Raw genomic sequence first — 16,715 nt, 5'->3', positions numbered from 1 at the left:
ACCACCCACGCCGCCTTTGCTCTGCACCCGCCCGCGCACCGCGCACGGTCCGTAACTGGCGCGTGGGCGGGTGCAGAGCAAAGGGCCCGCAGGCCGGTGGGACGGGTTGTGTTCGATCGAGGCGTCGACCGGTGGCGGATCAGCCGGGGATCAGCCGGGGATCAGCGGCGACAGTCGGTCGGCGCGGCGGAGCACCCGGACACCCCCGGGAAGGTCGGTGGGGCCCTGACCATGCCAGGCGGTGACCAGCGCGTCCAGGGCGTCGACGTGCCGGTGCGACAGCGCTCCCGGCGAGGCGCCCAGCTCACGCGCCCAGGAGTGCAGCACCCGGCCACGCACCGCGGGGGCCAGCCCGGCCAGCGCGGCCACCGAGAGCCCTCCGTCGGGGCGCCGTGCCGCAGCCAGCGCCGCCGCCGCCACCTCGTCGAGCGCGGCGTTGTCGGCCGCCACCAACCCGGCGGTACGCGCGAGGTTGGCCACCACGCCGGGCCCGAGCGCCCGCACCAGCGCCGGCAGCAGGTCGGCCCGCACCCGGGAGCGGGCGTACGACGGGTCGGTGTTGTGCGGGTCCTGCCACGGGCTCAGCCCGAGCACGGCACACGCGGCGCGGGTCTGTTCCCGACCGATCTCCAGCAACGGGCGCAGCAGCGGCACCCCGCCCAGGTCCCGCCGGGCGGGCATTCCGGCCAGCCCTCGTGGGCCGGCGCCCCGGGCGAGCGCCAGCAGCACCGTCTCCGCCTGGTCGTCGCGGGTGTGCCCGGTGAGCACCCCGACGGCGTTCTGCTGCCGGGCCACCTCGGTCAGTGCCTCGTAACGAGCCTCCCGGGCCGCCGCCTCCGGCCCGCCCGGACGCCCGGCCACCTTCACCCGCACCACCGTCGTCGACGCGAAACCGACATCGGCGGCCCAGGCTGCCACCGCCTCGGCACGCTTCGCGGAGCCGGCTTGCAGGTCGTGGTCGACAGTGACGAGCAGTGCGGCGCGGCCCAGCCGAGGCGCCACGAACGCGGTGGCCGCCGCCAGGGCGAGCGAGTCGGCTCCGCCGGAGCAGGCGACAAGCACCGGCCCACCGGACGGCAGACCGGTCAGGGCGCGGCGGACCGCCACCCGGATCGCGGCCACCGGTGGGGCGAGCGCGGCCACCGCTGGGAAATCAGCCAGCAGCCGGAACGGTGCCGGCCGGGCCGTGCACCCGGGCCACCCAGGCATCCGGGTCACCCAACTCGGACAGCCGGGGCAGCGTGAGCGGCGAGTTGAAGATCGAGTTGAACCCGTCCATGCCGACCCGCTCCACCACGCCGTGCACGAACTTGCGTCCCTCGGCGTACTGGCGCATCTTGACGTCCACCCCGAGCAGGCGGCGGATGGCCTTCTCCAGCGGGTTGCCCGCCTCCCGGCGTCGGTTGAACGACGCCCGGATCTGCCCCACGCTCGGGATCACCTGCGGGCCGACACCGTCCATGACGAACTCGGCGTGCCCCTCCAGCAGGGTCATCAACGCGGTGAGCCGGTCCAGCACGGCCCGCTGCGCCGGGGTCTGCACGATGTCCAGCACGCTGGTGCGGCTTTCCGGATCACGGACCGCCTCGGACAGCGTGGCCACCCCGCGCCGCAGCCGCTCGACCAGGTGCTCGCTCCCGCTGGACGAGGCGTCGACGAACGCCTGCACCTCGCCCAGGAAATAGCCCCGCATCCACGGGACGGCGGTGAACTGGGTCCGGTGGGTGACCTCGTGCAGGCACACCCAGAGCCGGAAGTCCCGTGGATCGGCGCCGAGCTTGCGCTCCACCTCGACGATGTTCGGGGCGACCAGCAGCAGTTGACCCGGGTCGGCCGAGAAGACCTCGTACTGCCCGAGCACCCGGCCGGAGAGGTAGGCCAGCACCGTGCCGGCCTGCACCCCGGTCAGCCGGGACCCGACCGCCTCGGTCAACGCGCCCGGCTGCTTGTCGCCGGACAACCGGCTCACCAGCGGAGTGATCACCTCGCGAAGACCGGCGATGTTCGTCGCGGCCCAGTCACGCCTGTCGACCACCCGGACCGGCGGATGCGCCACCTGCGCCCGCAGCCCCGTGTAGTCGGCCACGTGCCCGGCCGCCTCCTCGGTCAGCCGGCGCAGGTCGCCGACCACGTCGGTAGCCTCGGCATACGACACCCGGGGGCCCGACTTGCTCAACGCCCCCGCGGTGGCGGCGGCCAGATCCCAGTCCACGAACTGCGCCATGGACCCACCGTACCCGCGCCGCGACACCCCGGCCCGGGCTCGCGCCCCCGATCGACAGCGCCGCCGGCCGCGACGGGGGGCCGGAGACCCCGGGCGGTGCCGGTCAGCGGCAGCCGCAGTTCGCCAGTGCGGCGGCGATCCGGTCCAGCGCCGGTTGGGCGGTTTCCTTCCCGCCCGGCACCTTGTCGGTGAGCACCGCGAAGGTGAGTAGCCGACCATCGGCGGTGGTGACCAGGCCCGCGATGGAGTGCACGGCGGTCAGTGTGCCGGTCTTCGCCCGGACGCTCCCCGCTCCGGGCGCGGTGCCGGCGGTGTTGCGGTAGCGCTCCTCCAGAGTCCCGGACCAGCCGCCCACCGGCAGACCGCCGAAGACACCTGCCAACTCCGGATGGTCCGGGCTCGCCGCCAGTCGGATCAGGTCGGTCAGCACCGACGGGCTGATCCGGTTGTTGCGGGACAAACCGCTGCCGTCGGAGAGGGTGATCTCGTCGGCGGGCAGGCCCAGTTCGGCCACCTCCGCGTCCATCGCGGCAGCGCCGCCGTCGAACGAGGCCGGCTGGTTGCGGGCCAACGCGACCTGCCGGGCCAACGCCTCGGCCACCAGGTTGTCACTCTCGCTGATCATGATGTCGACCAGCCGGATCATCGGCGGAGACAGCACCACCCCCAGCTCGGTGCCCGCCGCCGGGGTGCCACCGGCCGCGGCGGGTGCCGGGGCCGTGCCACGCTTCACGGCGTCGGAAGGCACACCGAGCAGCCGGGCGAACGCCTTACCGGCGGCCAGGTCCGGCTCGGCGAACCGCTCCGCGGCGCCGTGTGCGACGCCCGGGTCCCGGCGAGCGCCGTCTGTCATCAACGCCGTCACCGCGCCGCCGGACCCACCGGTGGGGATGTCGTCGTCCCAGCCCGGGCCGTAGACCGGACCGGAGTAGACCGAACCGTCGACAGTGACACCGGTCGGGGCGGTGCCGCCGAGCGCCGTACGCACCTGGGTGGCCAGATCGTCGAGCCGCGCCGCTCCCGGGTAGTAACCCTTCTTGTTGATCGCGAGGGTGGGATCGCCGCCACCGATGATCACCACCTCGCCGGCCTTCGCGCCGGCCACCGCGCGGGTGGGGATCCGGTAGCCCGGTCCTCGGGCGGCCAGCGCCGTCACCGCCGTCGCCAGTTTGGTCACCGAGGCGGGCACTGTGCCGTCGTCCGCCCCCTTGCCGAACAGCGTCTGGCCGGAGATGACGTCGGCCACCGAGACGTTCACCCGAGGGCCCAGGGCAGCGACCCCGACCAGCGGGTCGAGCGCGGCACGAACCCCGTCCGGGGTGGGCAGCGCGGCGTTCGGGTCCGGGCCGGGAAGCACGTCCGCCGGGTCCGGCTCCGGGGTCACGCCAGCCGCGTTCGGCGCGGACCCGGCGTCGTCGCCCAGCCATCCGGCGACCGGACCAGGTCGGACGACGACGACGCCGACGCCGGCGAGCACCAGCAGCAGCACGACGGCCAACACCACCGGCAGCCGCCGCCGACGAGCCGGGGCGACCGGCGTGGGTGCCGGCGCGGCATCAGCGGGCGAGGGCAACGCGGAGATCGGCGGGCCCAGCGGTGGGACATCGGCGCCACCGGCGGTCGGGCCAGGCCACGCGCCGGGCGGAGCCGGGCTCACCGGGACGGAGGCGCTGCCGCGCGACGGGCCGCTCGTCGGCCGGTCGCCGCCGACCACCGGGAAGCGGCCGTTGTTCGGGGTGGGCTGGGCCGAGCCGGCCGGCGGGCGCCAGGGCAGCGGTGGGGTTGGCTCGGGGGTCGGGGGCGCTGGCTCGGGAGTCCGTGGAAGGTGGGCCTCCGGCACCGGGACCCTCCCCGTGGCGCCACCGGATCCGGATCGTCCGGTACCGTGCGCGGAGCCCCCGTCCGGGCGGTAGTGTGAATCTTCCCTCCCCACGACCCCCTCCTCCCCCAGCGAAAATCGGCTTGGGTGACACTACTTCGGTCCGAAGACTATGCGGCGGCCGGAGTCGGCGGGTGGGCATTCACCTGTCCGGAGGGGCCGCCAGTGGTTCCGTTAGCCAGCGTGGGCAGACGAGGGAGCGTGCAGATGGATTTCGACGTGACGGTTGAGATCCCCAAGGGTCACCGGAACAAGTACGAGGTGGACCACAAGACCGGCCGGATCCGGCTGGACCGCACCCTCTTCACCTCCACTCAATACCCGGCCGACTACGGGTTCATCGAGGGCACTCTGGGCGAGGACGGCGATCCGCTGGACGCGCTGGTGCTCGTCCCCGAGCCGACCTTCCCGGGCTGCCTGATCCGCTGCCGCACCATCGGCATGTTCCGGATGACCGACGAGAAGGGCGGGGACGACAAGGTCCTCTGCGTGCCCTACGAGGACCCTCGCCAGGAGCACCTGCGCGACATCCACCACCTCGGCGAGTTCGACCGGCTGGAGATCCAGCACTTCTTCGAGGTGTACAAGGACCTGGAGCCCGGCAAGTCGGTGGAGGGCGCGACCTGGGTCGGCCGCACCGAGGCCGAGGCCGAGATCCACGCCTCCTACCAGCGGGCCCGCGACGCCGAGGCGCGCGGCGAGTCCGCCCACTGACGACCGCTGACGCACCGGGCCCGGGGGCCGCTCAACCGAGCAGCCCCCGGGCCCTGTCGTACAGGTCGAGCACCGCGCACGCGATCGGCACCACGGCGACCACCAGGGCCGTGTCGGTGAGATCCGCGACCCTCCCGAGGTACGGCGAGACCGGCCGGCGGGCATAGCCGGTGCCGCCGGCGGCGGCCACCAGGGCCAGCACCGCACCGCCCAGGACCAGCGCCAGTCGCCCGGCGTCGTCGGCCCCGTCGACAAGCGCCGCGCCAAGCACGGCGTAGCCGGCCAGCCCGGCGAGCACCGTCGGCACCCGGTGCCGCAGTGCCACGAACAACCGCGACCGCAGCAGCAGCACGGCCGAGGTGACCGCCAGCAGCACCCGGCCGGCCGTCGCGCCGGTGACACCGAGTACGACAGCCGCGGCCACCGCCAGCAGCGCGTGCCCGATCAACATCCCGGTGAGCACCTCCTCGGTGCGGATCACCGCGGCGTGTACCCGGCTCCGGTCCGGCAGGTCCCGGGCCCGCTCCGGCCCTTCCGTGGGGGTCGACGTCGGCAGGGTGATCGGCGGCAGGGGCAGCTTGCCCAGCCGGATGGCCAGCAGCGGTATCACGCCGATGGCGAAGACCAGTGCGCTGAGCAGCACCGCCGCCGTGCCGGCCGGGGTCAGCAGCAGCCCCCCGAGCGCCGCCCCGGTGCCGAGCAGGCCGACCGTGACGCCGGCTACGAAGACCCGCAGTCGGCTGGCCACCCCGAGCAGGCCGATCAGCGCCACCAGCAGCAGCGCCACCGAACCGGCCAGCAGTTCGGGTGCGCCCACCCAGCGGGCCGGTCCGAAGGGCCCGACCGGGTCGCCCGAGCCGACCGCGAGGGCGCCGGCCGTGAACGCGTACGGCAGCGCGTAGCCACCGAGCGTCGCCCCTGCGGTGCCGTCGCCGTTGGCACGGGAGGCCACCGTGCCGGCGACGGTGAGCAGCAGCGCCACCACGGCGGCCGCCAGCCAGCCGGCCCGGTGCGCGGGACCGCCGACGAGCAGGGCGAGCAGCCCGACGGAGAGCGGTACGGCGGCACCGGCCAGACCGGCGGCCCGGGTCGCGGTGGGCGACCAGGCGCCGCCGCGGCGGCGGGCACCGTCGGCGATCGCCTCGACCACGTCGTCGTACTCCAGCTCTGGCCAGTGCGCGCGGGCCGGCACGAGGTGCAGCACCTCACCGTCGCGGACGCCCTGGGGCAGTAGCGCCTGTGCTGTCGTCAGCAGCGCGCCGTCGGTGCGGCGCAGGACCCAACCGCCGTGCTGTTCGCCGTCGTCGGCGAGCCCGACGCCGGCGTGTCGGAGCACGTCGGGCAGCAACTCGGCCAGGGGCACCTGCTCCGGCAGGGCGACGTCCACCCGTCGTTGCGGCGCGCTGATGGTGACGCGGGCCAGCCCGGTAGTCATCGACTGGTCTCCATATCGAGGGGGATCGGAGGCTGCGCGGACGACAGGACTTTACCTACCATGAGTCCGGTTCGGGTTACCCAGCGCTGTCAGGAGGCCGGTTGTCCACCGTCGTCATCAAGCGCCCGCCGCGTCGACCGGCGCCGGAGATCCCCGCCGGCGAACTGCCGGTCGAGGCGCCGCCAGAGATCCCCGTGGTGGCCGGCGGGCGGTGGCAGCAGATGCTCATGGTGCTGCCGATGCTCGGGGGCACTGTGGCGATGGCGATGATGTTCGGCCGGGGTGGCGGCACCTACTCGTACGTGGTGGGTGGCATGTTCGGGCTCTCCTCGCTGGCGATGCTGGTGACCTCCTGGGGCAGCGCCTCCGGCACGCCGAAGAAGTCCGAGATGATGGCCGCCCGCAGGGAGTACCTGCGCCACCTGGCCACGCTGCGGCGGCGGGTCCGCCGAACGGCGGGACAGCAGCGGGCGGGGCTCTTCTACCGGCACCCGGACCCGGGCGGGCTCTGGTCGACGGTGGACAGTCACCGGGTCTGGGAGCGGAGGCCCGCCGATCCGGACTTCGCGGTGGTGCGGGTCGCCGTCGGGCCGCAGACCCTGGCCACCCCGCTCGTCCCACCTGCCACCCGGCCATTGGAGGAGTTGGAGCCGATGACCGCCGGCGCGCTGCGCCGCTTTCTGGACGCGTACTCCGTCGTGCCGGACCTGCCGGTGGCCCTGTCGTTGCGCAGCTTCGCCCGGGTGCACGTGCGGTCCGCCGGTCGGAGCGGGGGCGGCACCCCGACCACCGGTGGGCCACCCACCGGCGACCCGGCGGCGCAGTCGCTGGTCCGGGCCGTGCTGACCCAGCTCGCGGTCTTCCACGCCCCCGACGAGCTGCTCGTCGCGGTGTGCGCCGGGCCCGAACGCCGGGCCTGCTGGGAGTGGGTGAAGTGGTTTCCGCACGCGCACCATCCGAGCCGCACCGACGCGCTCGGCCCGGTACGCCTGGTCACCAGCTCCGCCGCCGAGTTGGAACGGCTGCTGGCCGACGTGCTGGCAAGTCGGTCGCGGTTCAGCCCGGCCGGTCCGGCCACCGACGGCCCGCACGTGGTGGTGGTCCTCGACGGCGGCGACCTGACCGGCGCCAGTGACCTGACCGGTGACGGCGGCATCGACGCGGTCACCGTGCTGGACCTGGACACCCCGCCGCCCCGGCTGCTCGACAGGTACGCGCTGCTGCTGGAGTTACACGGCCGACGGCTGCACTCGTGGTCGTCCGACGGGCACGCCGAGGTGGGCACCGCCGACCAGCTCGACCTCGCCGACGCCGAGGCGATCGCCAGACGGTTGGCGCCGCTGCGGCTCGCCGGCGCGGCACGCGGACCGGACGCCCCGCTCCAGGCCGACCTGGGTCTTCCCGAACTGCTCGGGATCGGTGACCCGGAGAGCTTCACCGCCGAGCAGGGCTGGTTGCCGCGCTCGGCACGGGACCGGCTGCGGGTGCCGATCGGGGTGGGCGCGGACGGCGGCGCCATCGAGCTGGACCTCAAGGAGTCCGCCCAGGACGGGATGGGCCCGCACGGCCTGCTGATCGGGGCGACCGGCTCCGGCAAGTCCGAGTTGCTGCGCACGCTGGTGCTGGGGCTGGCGGCCACGCACAGCTCGGAACAGCTCAACTTCGTGCTCGTCGACTTCAAGGGTGGTGCCACCTTCGCCTCGTTCGACCGGCTGCCGCACACCGCGGCCGTGATCACGAACCTGGCCGACGCGTTACCCCTTGTCGACCGGATGGTCGACGCGATCAACGGGGAGCTCATCCGCCGCCAGGAGCTGCTGCGCCGCGCCGGCAACTTCGCCAGCGTGCGCGACTACGAACGGGCCCGGGCGGCCGGCAGCCCACTGGCTCCGCTGCCGTCGCTGCTGCTGATCTGCGACGAGTTCTCCGAGTTGCTCTCCGCCAAGCCCGACTTCATCGACCTGTTCGTGCAGATCGGCCGGCTGGGCCGGTCGCTCGGCGTGCACCTGCTGCTCGCCAGCCAGCGCCTGGAGGAGGGACGGCTACGCGGGCTGGACACCCACCTGTCGTACCGGATCGGTCTGCGTACCTTCTCCGCGTTGGAGTCGCGCACCGTGCTCGGGGTGCCGGACGCGCACGAGCTGCCCCGCTCGCCGGGGCACGGCTACCTGCGCGCCGGCACCGACCCGCTGGCCCGGTTCAAGGCCGCGTACGTCTCCGGTGCGGTCCGCCGACGGACCGCGACGGCCGGCGTCACCGCCGAGGGAGGCGCCCGGCTGCTCACCTTCACCACCCACGTCGTGCCGGTGCCCGAGCCGGCGACCCCGGTCGTGCCCGTCGTGGCGGAGGATGAGGACCGGCAGACACTGCTCGACCTGCTGGTGGACCGGCTCGTCGGGCAGGGCCCGCCGGCGCACCAGGTCTGGCTCCCGCCGCTCGGTCAGCCGCCGGCCCTGGACGAGCTGCTCGGCCCGGTCGAGGTGGACCCGAAGCGCGGGCTCACAGTGGGCAACCCGGAGCTGCACGGCGCGCTCGGCGTGCCGCTCGCCGTCGTCGACAAGCCGTTGGAGCAGCGCCGGGACCTGCTCTGGCTGGCGTTGGACGGCGCCGCCGGGCACGTCGCGGTGGTCGGCGCGCCGCAGAGTGGCAAGTCCACGTCCCTGCGCACGCTGATCTGCGCGTTGGCGCTCACCCACACCCCGGCCGAGGTGCAGGTCTACTGCCTCGACTTCGGTGGCGGCGGGTTGGCCGCGCTGCGCGACCTCCCACACGTGGGCGGGGTGACGGGTCGGGCCGACCCGACCGCCGTACGACGGACCGTCGGCGAGATGACCACCCTGCTGGCCGATCGGGAACGCCGCTTCGCGGAGCTGGGCGTGGAGTCGATGGCCGTGTACCGGCAGCGCCGGGCCGCGGCGGGATCGACAGGTCAGCGCGGGGCCGATCCCTTCGGTGACGTGTTCCTGGTGATCGACGGTTGGAGTACGGTCCGCGGCGAGTACGACGATCTGGAACCGCTGGTCACCGACCTGGCCACCCGGGGTCTGTCGTACGGGCTGCACGTGGTCGCCACCGCGCTGCGCTGGCTGGACTTCCGTCCGGCGATCCGGGACCTGTTCGGCTCGCGGTTGGAGCTGCGCCTCGGTGACCCGTCCGACTCGCTTGTGGCGCGGCGTGCCGCCGCCAACGTGCCGGAGCGCCCGGGTCGGGGGGTGACGGCGGAGGGCCTGCACTTCCTCACCGCGCTGCCCCAACTCACCGGCATCGGGGACACCGCCGATCTGGTCAAGCGGGTCGCCGGCAGTTGGGACGGTCCGCCGGCGCCCCGGGTCCGGCTGCTCCCGCCGGTGCTGCCGTACGCCGATCTGGACCTCGCCGCGACGAGCGGGCTGCGGTTGCCGATCGGGATCGCGGAGGCGGACCTGCGTCCGGTGGTGCTCGACTTCGCCACCGAGCCACACTTCGTGGTCTTCGGGGACTCGGAGTGCGGCAAGTCGTCTTTCCTGCGGGCGCTGGCCACGTCGATCATCACCCGGTTCACTCCCGAGCAGGCCCGGGTGATCCTTGTCGACTACCGGCGCAGCCTGCTCGGTGCCATCGAGACGCCGCACCTGATCGGGTACGGCACCGCCGCGGCGCACACCGCCGACCTGGTCGAGTCGGCCGCCGGTTATCTGGAGCGGCGGGCTCCGGGGCCGGAGGTCACCCCGCAGCAGTTGCGGGACCGATCCTGGTGGTCCGGGCCGGAGCTGTTCGTGCTGGTGGACGACTACGACCTGGTGGCGGCCGGGCCGGCGAACCCGTTGCGCGCGCTGGAGGAGCACCTGCCGCACGCGCGGGACGTCGGGCTGCACCTGGTGCTGGCGCGCCGGTCCGGTGGTGCGGGCCGCGCCCAGTACGAGCCGATCGTGCAGCGACTGCGGGAACTGTCCACCGCCGGTCTGGTGATGGCGGGCAGCCCGGAGGAGGGCGCACTCGTCGGCCCGGTGCGGCCGGGGCCGCTGCCGCCGGGGCGTGGTCGGCTGGTCACCCGACGGGAGGGCGTACGCCTTGTTCAGCTCGCACAACTGCCGCCGCAATGACCTGAGTCGCCGGTTCTTCCCGTGACGGGTGGGGAAACCGGTAATCTCCGATCGTCATGGTTCCGTCGGGATGAATGGCTGGGGATGTGACAGGGGTGCGGCACAGCGGTCCGTCGGCGGCCCGACGGGCGACCGTCCGGGCGTTGCTCGGTGTGGCCGCGGCGCTCGTCGTGGTGGCGCCGACCGCGGCGACCGTGCCCGTCACCGCGCCCAGCCGTGGCGGGCAGCTCGCCGGAGCGCCGCTCGCGTTCGCCCCGGGCGACACCGTCGCCCGCACCGACCAGGTCCGCGACGAGCAGTGGCAGCTCGACGAGTTGCAGGCCGAGACCGCCTGGCGCAGCTCGACCGGCCGGGGCGTGACGGTCGCCGTGGTCGACTCCGGGGTGGACGGCAGTCATCCCGACCTGGTCGGTCAGGTCCTGCCCGGTCAGGATCTGGTCGGCCCCGACGGGGGGCCGGGCCCGGATCCGGTGGGGCACGGCACGACTGTCGCCGGCCTGATCGCCGGCCGTAAGGACGACAAGCGGGGCGTGGTCGGCCTCGCGCCGGACGCGCGGATCCTGCCGGTCCGGGTGCTCGATGAGGACAACCGCTACGACGACGCGCTGATCGTCGCCCAGGGGGTTCGCTGGGCGGTCGACCACGGCGCCCGCGTGATCAACCTGTCGTTGGGCGGCAGTGGCGACAGCCCGGCCCTGGCGGCGGCCCTGGACTACGCGTTCGTCCGGGACGTGGTCGTCATCGCGTGCACCGGCAACCTGGCCACCTCCACCAGCACCAAGGTGTGGTATCCGGCCCGTGAGCCGGGCGTCATCGCGGTCACCGGCCTGGAGCGCAGCAGCGAGAACCTGTGGTCCGGCTCGATCACCGGCCCGCCGACGGTGCTCAGCGCTCCCGCCACCGGGCTGGTCGGCGCCAAACCCCCGAGCGGGTACTGGCGGGTGCAGGGCACCAGCTTCGCCGCACCGCTGGTGGCGGCCACCGCCGCGCTGGTCCGGTCCCGCTATCCGCAGATGCCCGCGGGTGAGGTGGTCAACCGCCTGCTGGCCACCGCCCGGGATCTCGGCCCGACCGGTCGGGACGACCGCTTCGGGTACGGGATGGTCGACCCGGTGGCCGCGTTGACCGCCCAGTTGCCGCCGGTGACCGGCAACCCGCTGGACGACCAGACGTCGCCGGGCGTGACCGGCTTCGGCGCGGCTCCCGGCTCGGCCGACAACTCGGTGGCCGGCGCCGGCAGCGATCCGCTCGGTCTCGCCGCTCCCCATCAGGAGACCCGGTGGAGGGCCCGGGCGGCAGGTGGCCAGGACACGTCGGCTCCGGAGCAACTGTGGACCGGGCTCGTGCTCCTCGTCGCGCTGACCGGCGGCGCCACCCTGCTGGTGCGCCGTTTCCGTCAGCGGTCCCGTTGACCGAGGGCTGACCGGCCGATCGGTGGGGTAGAACGGTTCGCATGAACGCGCCCGGCCCACGTACTCTCGGCACCGCCCGGCACCCGTCCTGGCGGCACCGCCGACTCGACCCGGACCATCCGCTGGGGCTGCGGCTGACCCTGGCCGCGTCGGCGGCCTTCCTGGTGCTTGTGCCTTTCGCGCTGCTCGCGCTGCTGGTGCTCGGCGCCTGGGCACCGCTGCACCGGCTGGACACGGCGGTCACCGCAGGGCTGCACGGGTACGCGCTCGAGCACCCGGCCTGGGTCGTGCTGATGCGGATCTGGAGCGAGGTGTTCGCGCCGATGCCGCTGCGGGCCGTCACCCTGCTCCTGGTGATCTGGTTGCTGCGCCGGGGAGCCCGCCGGCTGGCCCTCTGGGTGACAACCACAATGGTGGTGGGTGGGTTGTTCGGCCCGTTGCTGAAGCTGCTCGTCGGCCGGGACCGCCCGGAGCTGTTGGACCCGGTGGCGCGGGCCGCCGGCTACTCGTTCCCCTCCGGTCACGCGCTGAACGCCACACTGACCGCCGGGGTGCTGCTGCTGGTGCTGTTGCCGTACGCCGGCCGGGGATTGGGGCGGGCCGCCCTCTGGGTGGCCGCGCTGCTGCTCACCGTCGTGACCGGGTTGAGCAGGGTGGCGCTCGGCGTGCACTTCACCAGCGACGTGCTGGGCGCCTGGCTGCTCGGTGTGGCGGTGGTCGCGGCCACCACCGCCGCGTTCACCAGTTGGCGTGCGCACACCGGCCTTCGGCCGGTCCAGCCGGCCCGCGACGGCGTTGCTCCCGAGGTCGAGCGGCACCCCGGAGCGGTCTGAGGCGTGCCGCCGAGGTCCACCGGGTATTGGCGCACGCATGTCCGACACCGTGGTCCAGATCATCCGGCGGGTGCTGCTGCCGGTGTCCCTCCTGTTCGGCGTCATGGTGCTGCTCGGGGTGCTGGTCACCCGGGTGTTCGTGCGGACCTGGCCGTTCACCGTCGAAGACGCGGTGAACCGGGAACTCGCCGGCGACCGCACCGACGGCTGGAACTCCGTCTCGCTGGTGTTCAGCACACTGGCCAGCACCCAGATGATCGTCGTGGTCACCGTCCTGGTGGCGCTGGCGCTGCGGCTCTGGCTGAACCGCTGGCGGGAGCCGCTGTTCCTGTGCGCGGCGGTGACCGCCCAGGCGCTGGTGTTCCTGCTGACCACGCTGGCGATCGACAGGCGACGGCCGGCGGTGGAGCACATGGATGTCTCGCCGCCCACGTCGAGCTTCCCGTCCGGGCACACCTCGGCGGCAGTCGCGCTCTATGTCGGTATCGCCGTGCTGATGGCGCTGCGGGTGCGCAGCACCGGTGCGAAGGTCGCCTGGTGGACGCTGCTGGTGATGGTGCCACTGGGTGTGGCGCTGACCCGGATGTACCGGGGGATGCATCACCCGAGCGACGTGGTGGCGTCCTTCCTCAACGGCGGCACCTGCGTCGCGATCATGGCCCGTGCGGTGCTGGACCGCGGGCTGCGGTGGGGAGGGGCGAAGCTGCCGACCGGGCGACGAACCGTTCCGGCTCCCGGCTGACCCCGTTCGGCGTTCAGGTGCACTCGCCGGTGCCGACCTGCCGGTTGCGTTCGGCACCGGCCAGCGCCACCGGGCGGGCCTCGGCCGCGGTCACCGCGAAGCCGGTGTTCGGGTCGTCGGCCACCGCCGCGAAGATGACGCCGAGGACCAGGCCGTTGGCGGACAGCAGCGGCCCCCCGGAGTTGCCGCTGCGGACCAACGCCCGGATCGTGTAGACCTCTCGGGTCACGTCCTTGGCGGAGTAGATGTCCGGTCCGGTGATCCGGTCGACGTCTCGCACCCGCGCCGACTGCGCGTTGTAGGGGCCGTCGAGCGGAAACCCGAGCACTATGGCGTCCGAGCCGCTGCCCGCGTTGCCGGCGGCGAACCGCAGGGACGGGCCGGGCAGCCCGGGCACGAGCAGCACGGCCAGGTCCCGGTCCGGGTCGTAGACCACCACCTTGCCGTCGTACCGCTCGCCGCCCAGCTCCACGGCGACCGAGCGGGTGCCGGCGACGACGTGCGCGTTGGTCATCACCCGGTCGTCGGCGTACACGAAACCGGAGCCCTCGATGCGGCGTGAGCAGCTGGGCGCGGAGCCGAGCACCTTGACGACCGACCGTTGACCGTTGACCACCACCTGCGAGCCGGCCAGAGCCGGGTCGGGCGGGTCGACCTGCCGGGCCCGCGTGGGCGCGAGGTCACCGAAGACGTCCGGGAACCCGTCGGTGTCGAGAGTGTCCTGCAACGCAGTGGTGAGGTCGTGGGCCTCGTTGGGCAGGACCCGGTTGACCACCGTGATCAACGCACTGTTGCGCACCGCCGCGGCGATCCAGGGCACCGCGGACGAGCCGAACGGCACGGCGATCAGCCAGGCGAACAGGAGCACCGCGAGCAGTGAGACGACGGCACCGCCGATGTCGTCGACCCGCCTGCCCACCTCACTGGTGATCGTCTTACGCAGGCGTGAGCCGAGCCAGCCGGCCAGCGCCTGCCCGATCACGGCCAACCCGAAGATCGCCACCAGCGAGATCAGCACCCGGGCGACCGGATCCACGAACTGCCTGGCGAACAGCGGCCCGAGCTGGAGACCCAGCAGGAGACCCAGGAAGAAGCCGGCGAGCGACAGGATGCCGATGGCGAAGCCCTGACGGTATCCGCTGATCGCGAACAGAAGCATGAGCAGGAGCAGCAGCAGATCCACGACGGACACGGGTCAAGCGTACGGGCAGTGCGCCCGCCTGATGACCATCGCTTGCGGAAAGTGAGGTTGCGGTCAGCGCAGGGCTGTCTCGTCGGCCTCGTCGGTGCCCGCCGACGGCGCCGGCGTGGCACCGCTGGGCGGCAGCTCCACCACCCGACCGTGCGGCCACGGACGGGCCCAGCCGCCCATCTCCAGGAGGGTGGCCAGCACCCCTGCGGTGAAGCCCCAGACGAGCATCCCGCGGGCCGAGAACGCCGGGCCGATCCAGCCGCTCGGGTGGCGGACTCGCAGCCGGTTGGCCGGGTCGACGAGCTCGCGCACCGGCAGGCGGGCCACGTGCGCCACCTCGGCCGGCTCCCGAGGGTGCACCGGGTGCGGGTCGTGCCACCAGGCCAGCACCGGCGTGACCACGAAGTCGCTGACCGGGATCCACAGTTTCGGCAGCTCGGCCAGCACTGTCACGCTGGCCGGGTCGAGGCCGACCTCCTCGTTCGCCTCCCGCAGGGCGGTGGCGCGGACGTCGGCGTCCTCCGGGTCGGCCGCGCCCCCGGGAAAGGCCGGCTGGCCGGCGTGGGTACGCAGGGTCGCGGCACGTTGCAGGATCAGCACGTCGGGCCCGGCGCCTGGCTGCTCACCGAGCAGCACCAGCACGGCGCTCTCCCGACCGCCCTCGGCCGGGGTGGTCAGCCGGGTGAAGTCCTCGGCGCGGGCGGTGCCGAGCCGGGTCAACAGGGGCTCGATCCACTCGGGCGGTCGACGGGTCACGCCGGCACCACCAGACCGAGGTGCTTGCGGACCAGCTTGGCGAGCTGGGCGTCGTCGAGTGCGCCGGTGGCGTCCACGTGCCGGATCCGGCCCTGCGCGTCGACGAACAGGGTCAGCGGGAAGGCGTTGCGCCGCAACTCCCGTTGCACCGCGTCGCCCTGGTCGACCAGGATCGGGAAGCGTACGCCGAAGTCCTCGCCGATGGACTGGGCGCCGGCCCGGCTGTCCCGGGTGTTGACCCCGACCACCTGGAGTCGGCCGGCGGCCCGCTCGCTGAGCCGCTGGAAGGCGGGCAGCTCCTTGCGGCACGGCCCGCACCAGGAAGCCCACACGTTGATGACCGCCGGCCCGGCCACGTCCCGCAGGGCGACGGGGGCACCGCCGGTGAAGCAGGACAACGTCAGCTCCGGCAGCGCCTGCCCGCCACCGACGGGCGCCGCCGTGCCGGGGGATGCGGCGATGGGTGCGGTTTTCAGTGTGGCGCAGTCCTGGAACGGCGAGGGTCGTTCGGCGGCGGCGGCCGGGCGGGGGGCCGGATCGTCGTCGGCAGTGCCGCTGGTGCACCCGGTGACGGCCAGCAGCAGCGGCAGGATCACCAGGGCGAGGCGCCGGCCCGTCGCACCCACACCGTGGCGGCGGGTCACGGCACCTCCGCGGCGACCGCCTGGGCGGGCACCAGCTCCGGATCGACCCCGGCGGCCACCGCCAAATCGCGCGCCCGAGGGCCCTTGAGCAGCTTCGCGGCGGCGGCCGGCTCGGTCGGGCCGGTGCCGTACGAGGGGCAGAGCTTCGCGAGCGTGCAGGCGCCGCAGGCCGGTTTACGGGCGTGGCAGACCCGCCGCCCGTGGAAGATGATCCGGTGCGACAGCATGGTCCAGTCGCGCTTGTCGTACAGCGCGCCGACCGCGTGCTCGATCTTGACCGGGTCGGTCTCGCCGGTCAGCCGCCACCTGTGGACCAGCCGCTGGAAGTGCGTGTCGACGGTGATGCCGGGAACGTCGAAGGCGTTGCCGAGGATCACGTTGGCGGTCTTGCGGCCGATCCCGGGCAGCGTCACCAGGTCGGCGAGCCGGCCCGGGACGTTGCCGTCGTACCTGTCGAGAAGCGCCTGGCCGAGCTTGATCAGCGAGTCGGTCTTGTTCCGGTAGAAGCCGGTCGGCCGGATCAGCTCCTCCATCTCGCCGCGGTCGGCGCCGGCGTACGCGGCGGCGCTGGGGTAGCGGGCGAAGAGCTTCGGGGTGACCTCGTTGACCTTCTTGTCCGTGCACTGCGCGGAGAGGATCGTGGCGACGGACAGCTCCAGGGCACTTGAGTGGTCCAGCTCGCAGTGCGCGTCGGGATGCGTCTCGGCCAGCACCCGGCCGATCTTGCGGGCGCGGCGTTTGCGCCCGAGGTCGGTCTCGCTGGCACCGGGGGGACTACTGGTCACGACGGTCAGCCTACGTC

General features: G+C 73.6%; 13 protein-coding genes. 5 read left to right on the top strand and 8 right to left on the bottom strand.

All coding sequences use genetic code 11. From position 1 onward, the window contains the following. Positions 1-150: 150 nt before the first annotated feature. The 3 genes from tilS to dacB all read right to left on the bottom strand — a co-directional run bounded on the left by tilS (position 151) and on the right by dacB (position 3,797). A complete protein-coding gene (gene tilS, locus AB0A95_RS06395; RefSeq protein ID WP_357554742.1) occupies positions 151-1,143 on the bottom strand; it encodes a tRNA lysidine(34) synthetase TilS in 993 nt (330 codons plus the stop codon). 10 nt (positions 1,144-1,153) lie between these two features. After that, positions 1,154-2,224 (bottom strand): zinc-dependent metalloprotease, encoded by a 1,071-nt coding sequence (locus tag AB0A95_RS06390; RefSeq protein ID WP_357554603.1) that lies wholly within the window; start codon positions 2,222-2,224, stop codon positions 1,154-1,156. Positions 2,225-2,327: 103 nt separating this feature from the next. Beyond that, a complete protein-coding gene (dacB, locus tag AB0A95_RS06385; protein ID WP_357554741.1) occupies positions 2,328-3,797 on the bottom strand; it encodes a D-alanyl-D-alanine carboxypeptidase/D-alanyl-D-alanine-endopeptidase in 1,470 nt (489 codons plus the stop codon). A 513-nt stretch (positions 3,798-4,310) separates the two neighbouring features. Between dacB and AB0A95_RS06380 the strand changes: the two genes are divergently transcribed. Then, positions 4,311-4,817, top strand: a complete 507-nt coding sequence (locus AB0A95_RS06380) for an inorganic diphosphatase (RefSeq protein ID WP_109816465.1) — start codon at positions 4,311-4,313, stop codon at positions 4,815-4,817. 31 nt (positions 4,818-4,848) lie between these two features. Here the strand turns inward: AB0A95_RS06380 and eccD are convergent, their stop codons facing one another. Continuing rightward, positions 4,849-6,252 carry a type VII secretion integral membrane protein EccD gene (eccD, locus tag AB0A95_RS06375; protein ID WP_357554602.1) on the bottom strand — a complete coding sequence of 468 codons (1,404 nt, stop codon included), beginning with the start codon at positions 6,250-6,252 and terminating at the stop codon, positions 4,849-4,851. A 101-nt stretch (positions 6,253-6,353) separates the two neighbouring features. Between eccD and eccCa the strand changes: the two genes are divergently transcribed. The 4 genes from eccCa (at position 6,354) to AB0A95_RS06355 (ending at position 13,321) form a co-directional block, all read left to right on the top strand. After that, entirely contained in the window at positions 6,354-10,334 is a 3,981-nt protein-coding gene (gene eccCa, locus AB0A95_RS06370) for a type VII secretion protein EccCa (protein ID WP_357554601.1), read from the top strand. Between the two features lie 74 nt (positions 10,335-10,408). Continuing rightward, the gene (gene mycP / locus AB0A95_RS06365; protein WP_357554600.1) at positions 10,409-11,746 is read left to right on the top strand and encodes a type VII secretion-associated serine protease mycosin; all 1,338 of its coding nucleotides are present in this window, start codon (positions 10,409-10,411) and stop codon (positions 11,744-11,746) included. A 41-nt stretch (positions 11,747-11,787) separates the two neighbouring features. Further along, complete coding sequence (locus tag AB0A95_RS06360) at positions 11,788-12,579, top strand: phosphatase PAP2 family protein (RefSeq protein WP_357554599.1); 792 nt, start codon at positions 11,788-11,790, stop codon at positions 12,577-12,579. Positions 12,580-12,616: 37 nt separating this feature from the next. Beyond that, complete coding sequence (locus AB0A95_RS06355; protein ID WP_357554598.1) at positions 12,617-13,321, top strand: phosphatase PAP2 family protein; 705 nt, start codon at positions 12,617-12,619, stop codon at positions 13,319-13,321. Between the two features lie 13 nt (positions 13,322-13,334). Here AB0A95_RS06355 and AB0A95_RS06350 read toward each other — a convergent pair whose 3' ends face one another. From AB0A95_RS06350 to nth, 4 genes are all read right to left on the bottom strand, one after another. Beyond that, complete coding sequence (locus tag AB0A95_RS06350) at positions 13,335-14,513, bottom strand: MarP family serine protease (protein WP_357554597.1); 1,179 nt, start codon at positions 14,511-14,513, stop codon at positions 13,335-13,337. A 63-nt stretch (positions 14,514-14,576) separates the two neighbouring features. Further along, positions 14,577-15,269, bottom strand: a complete 693-nt coding sequence (locus AB0A95_RS06345) for a CoA pyrophosphatase (protein WP_357554596.1) — start codon at positions 15,267-15,269, stop codon at positions 14,577-14,579. Then, complete coding sequence (locus AB0A95_RS06340; protein WP_357554595.1) at positions 15,266-15,913, bottom strand: TlpA disulfide reductase family protein; 648 nt, start codon at positions 15,911-15,913, stop codon at positions 15,266-15,268. The genes AB0A95_RS06345 and AB0A95_RS06340 overlap by 4 nt, the downstream gene beginning before the upstream one ends. After that, a complete protein-coding gene (nth, locus tag AB0A95_RS06335; RefSeq protein WP_357554594.1) occupies positions 15,910-16,698 on the bottom strand; it encodes an endonuclease III in 789 nt (262 codons plus the stop codon). The genes AB0A95_RS06340 and nth overlap by 4 nt, the downstream gene beginning before the upstream one ends. Positions 16,699-16,715 lie beyond the last annotated feature (17 nt).

This window comes from Micromonospora sp. NPDC049230, from assembly GCF_040647875.1.
In the GTDB taxonomy this organism is placed as follows: domain Bacteria; phylum Actinomycetota; class Actinomycetes; order Mycobacteriales; family Micromonosporaceae; genus Micromonospora.
Note: the sequence above shows the minus strand (reverse complement) of the source record. Positions and strands in the feature narration are given on the sequence as shown.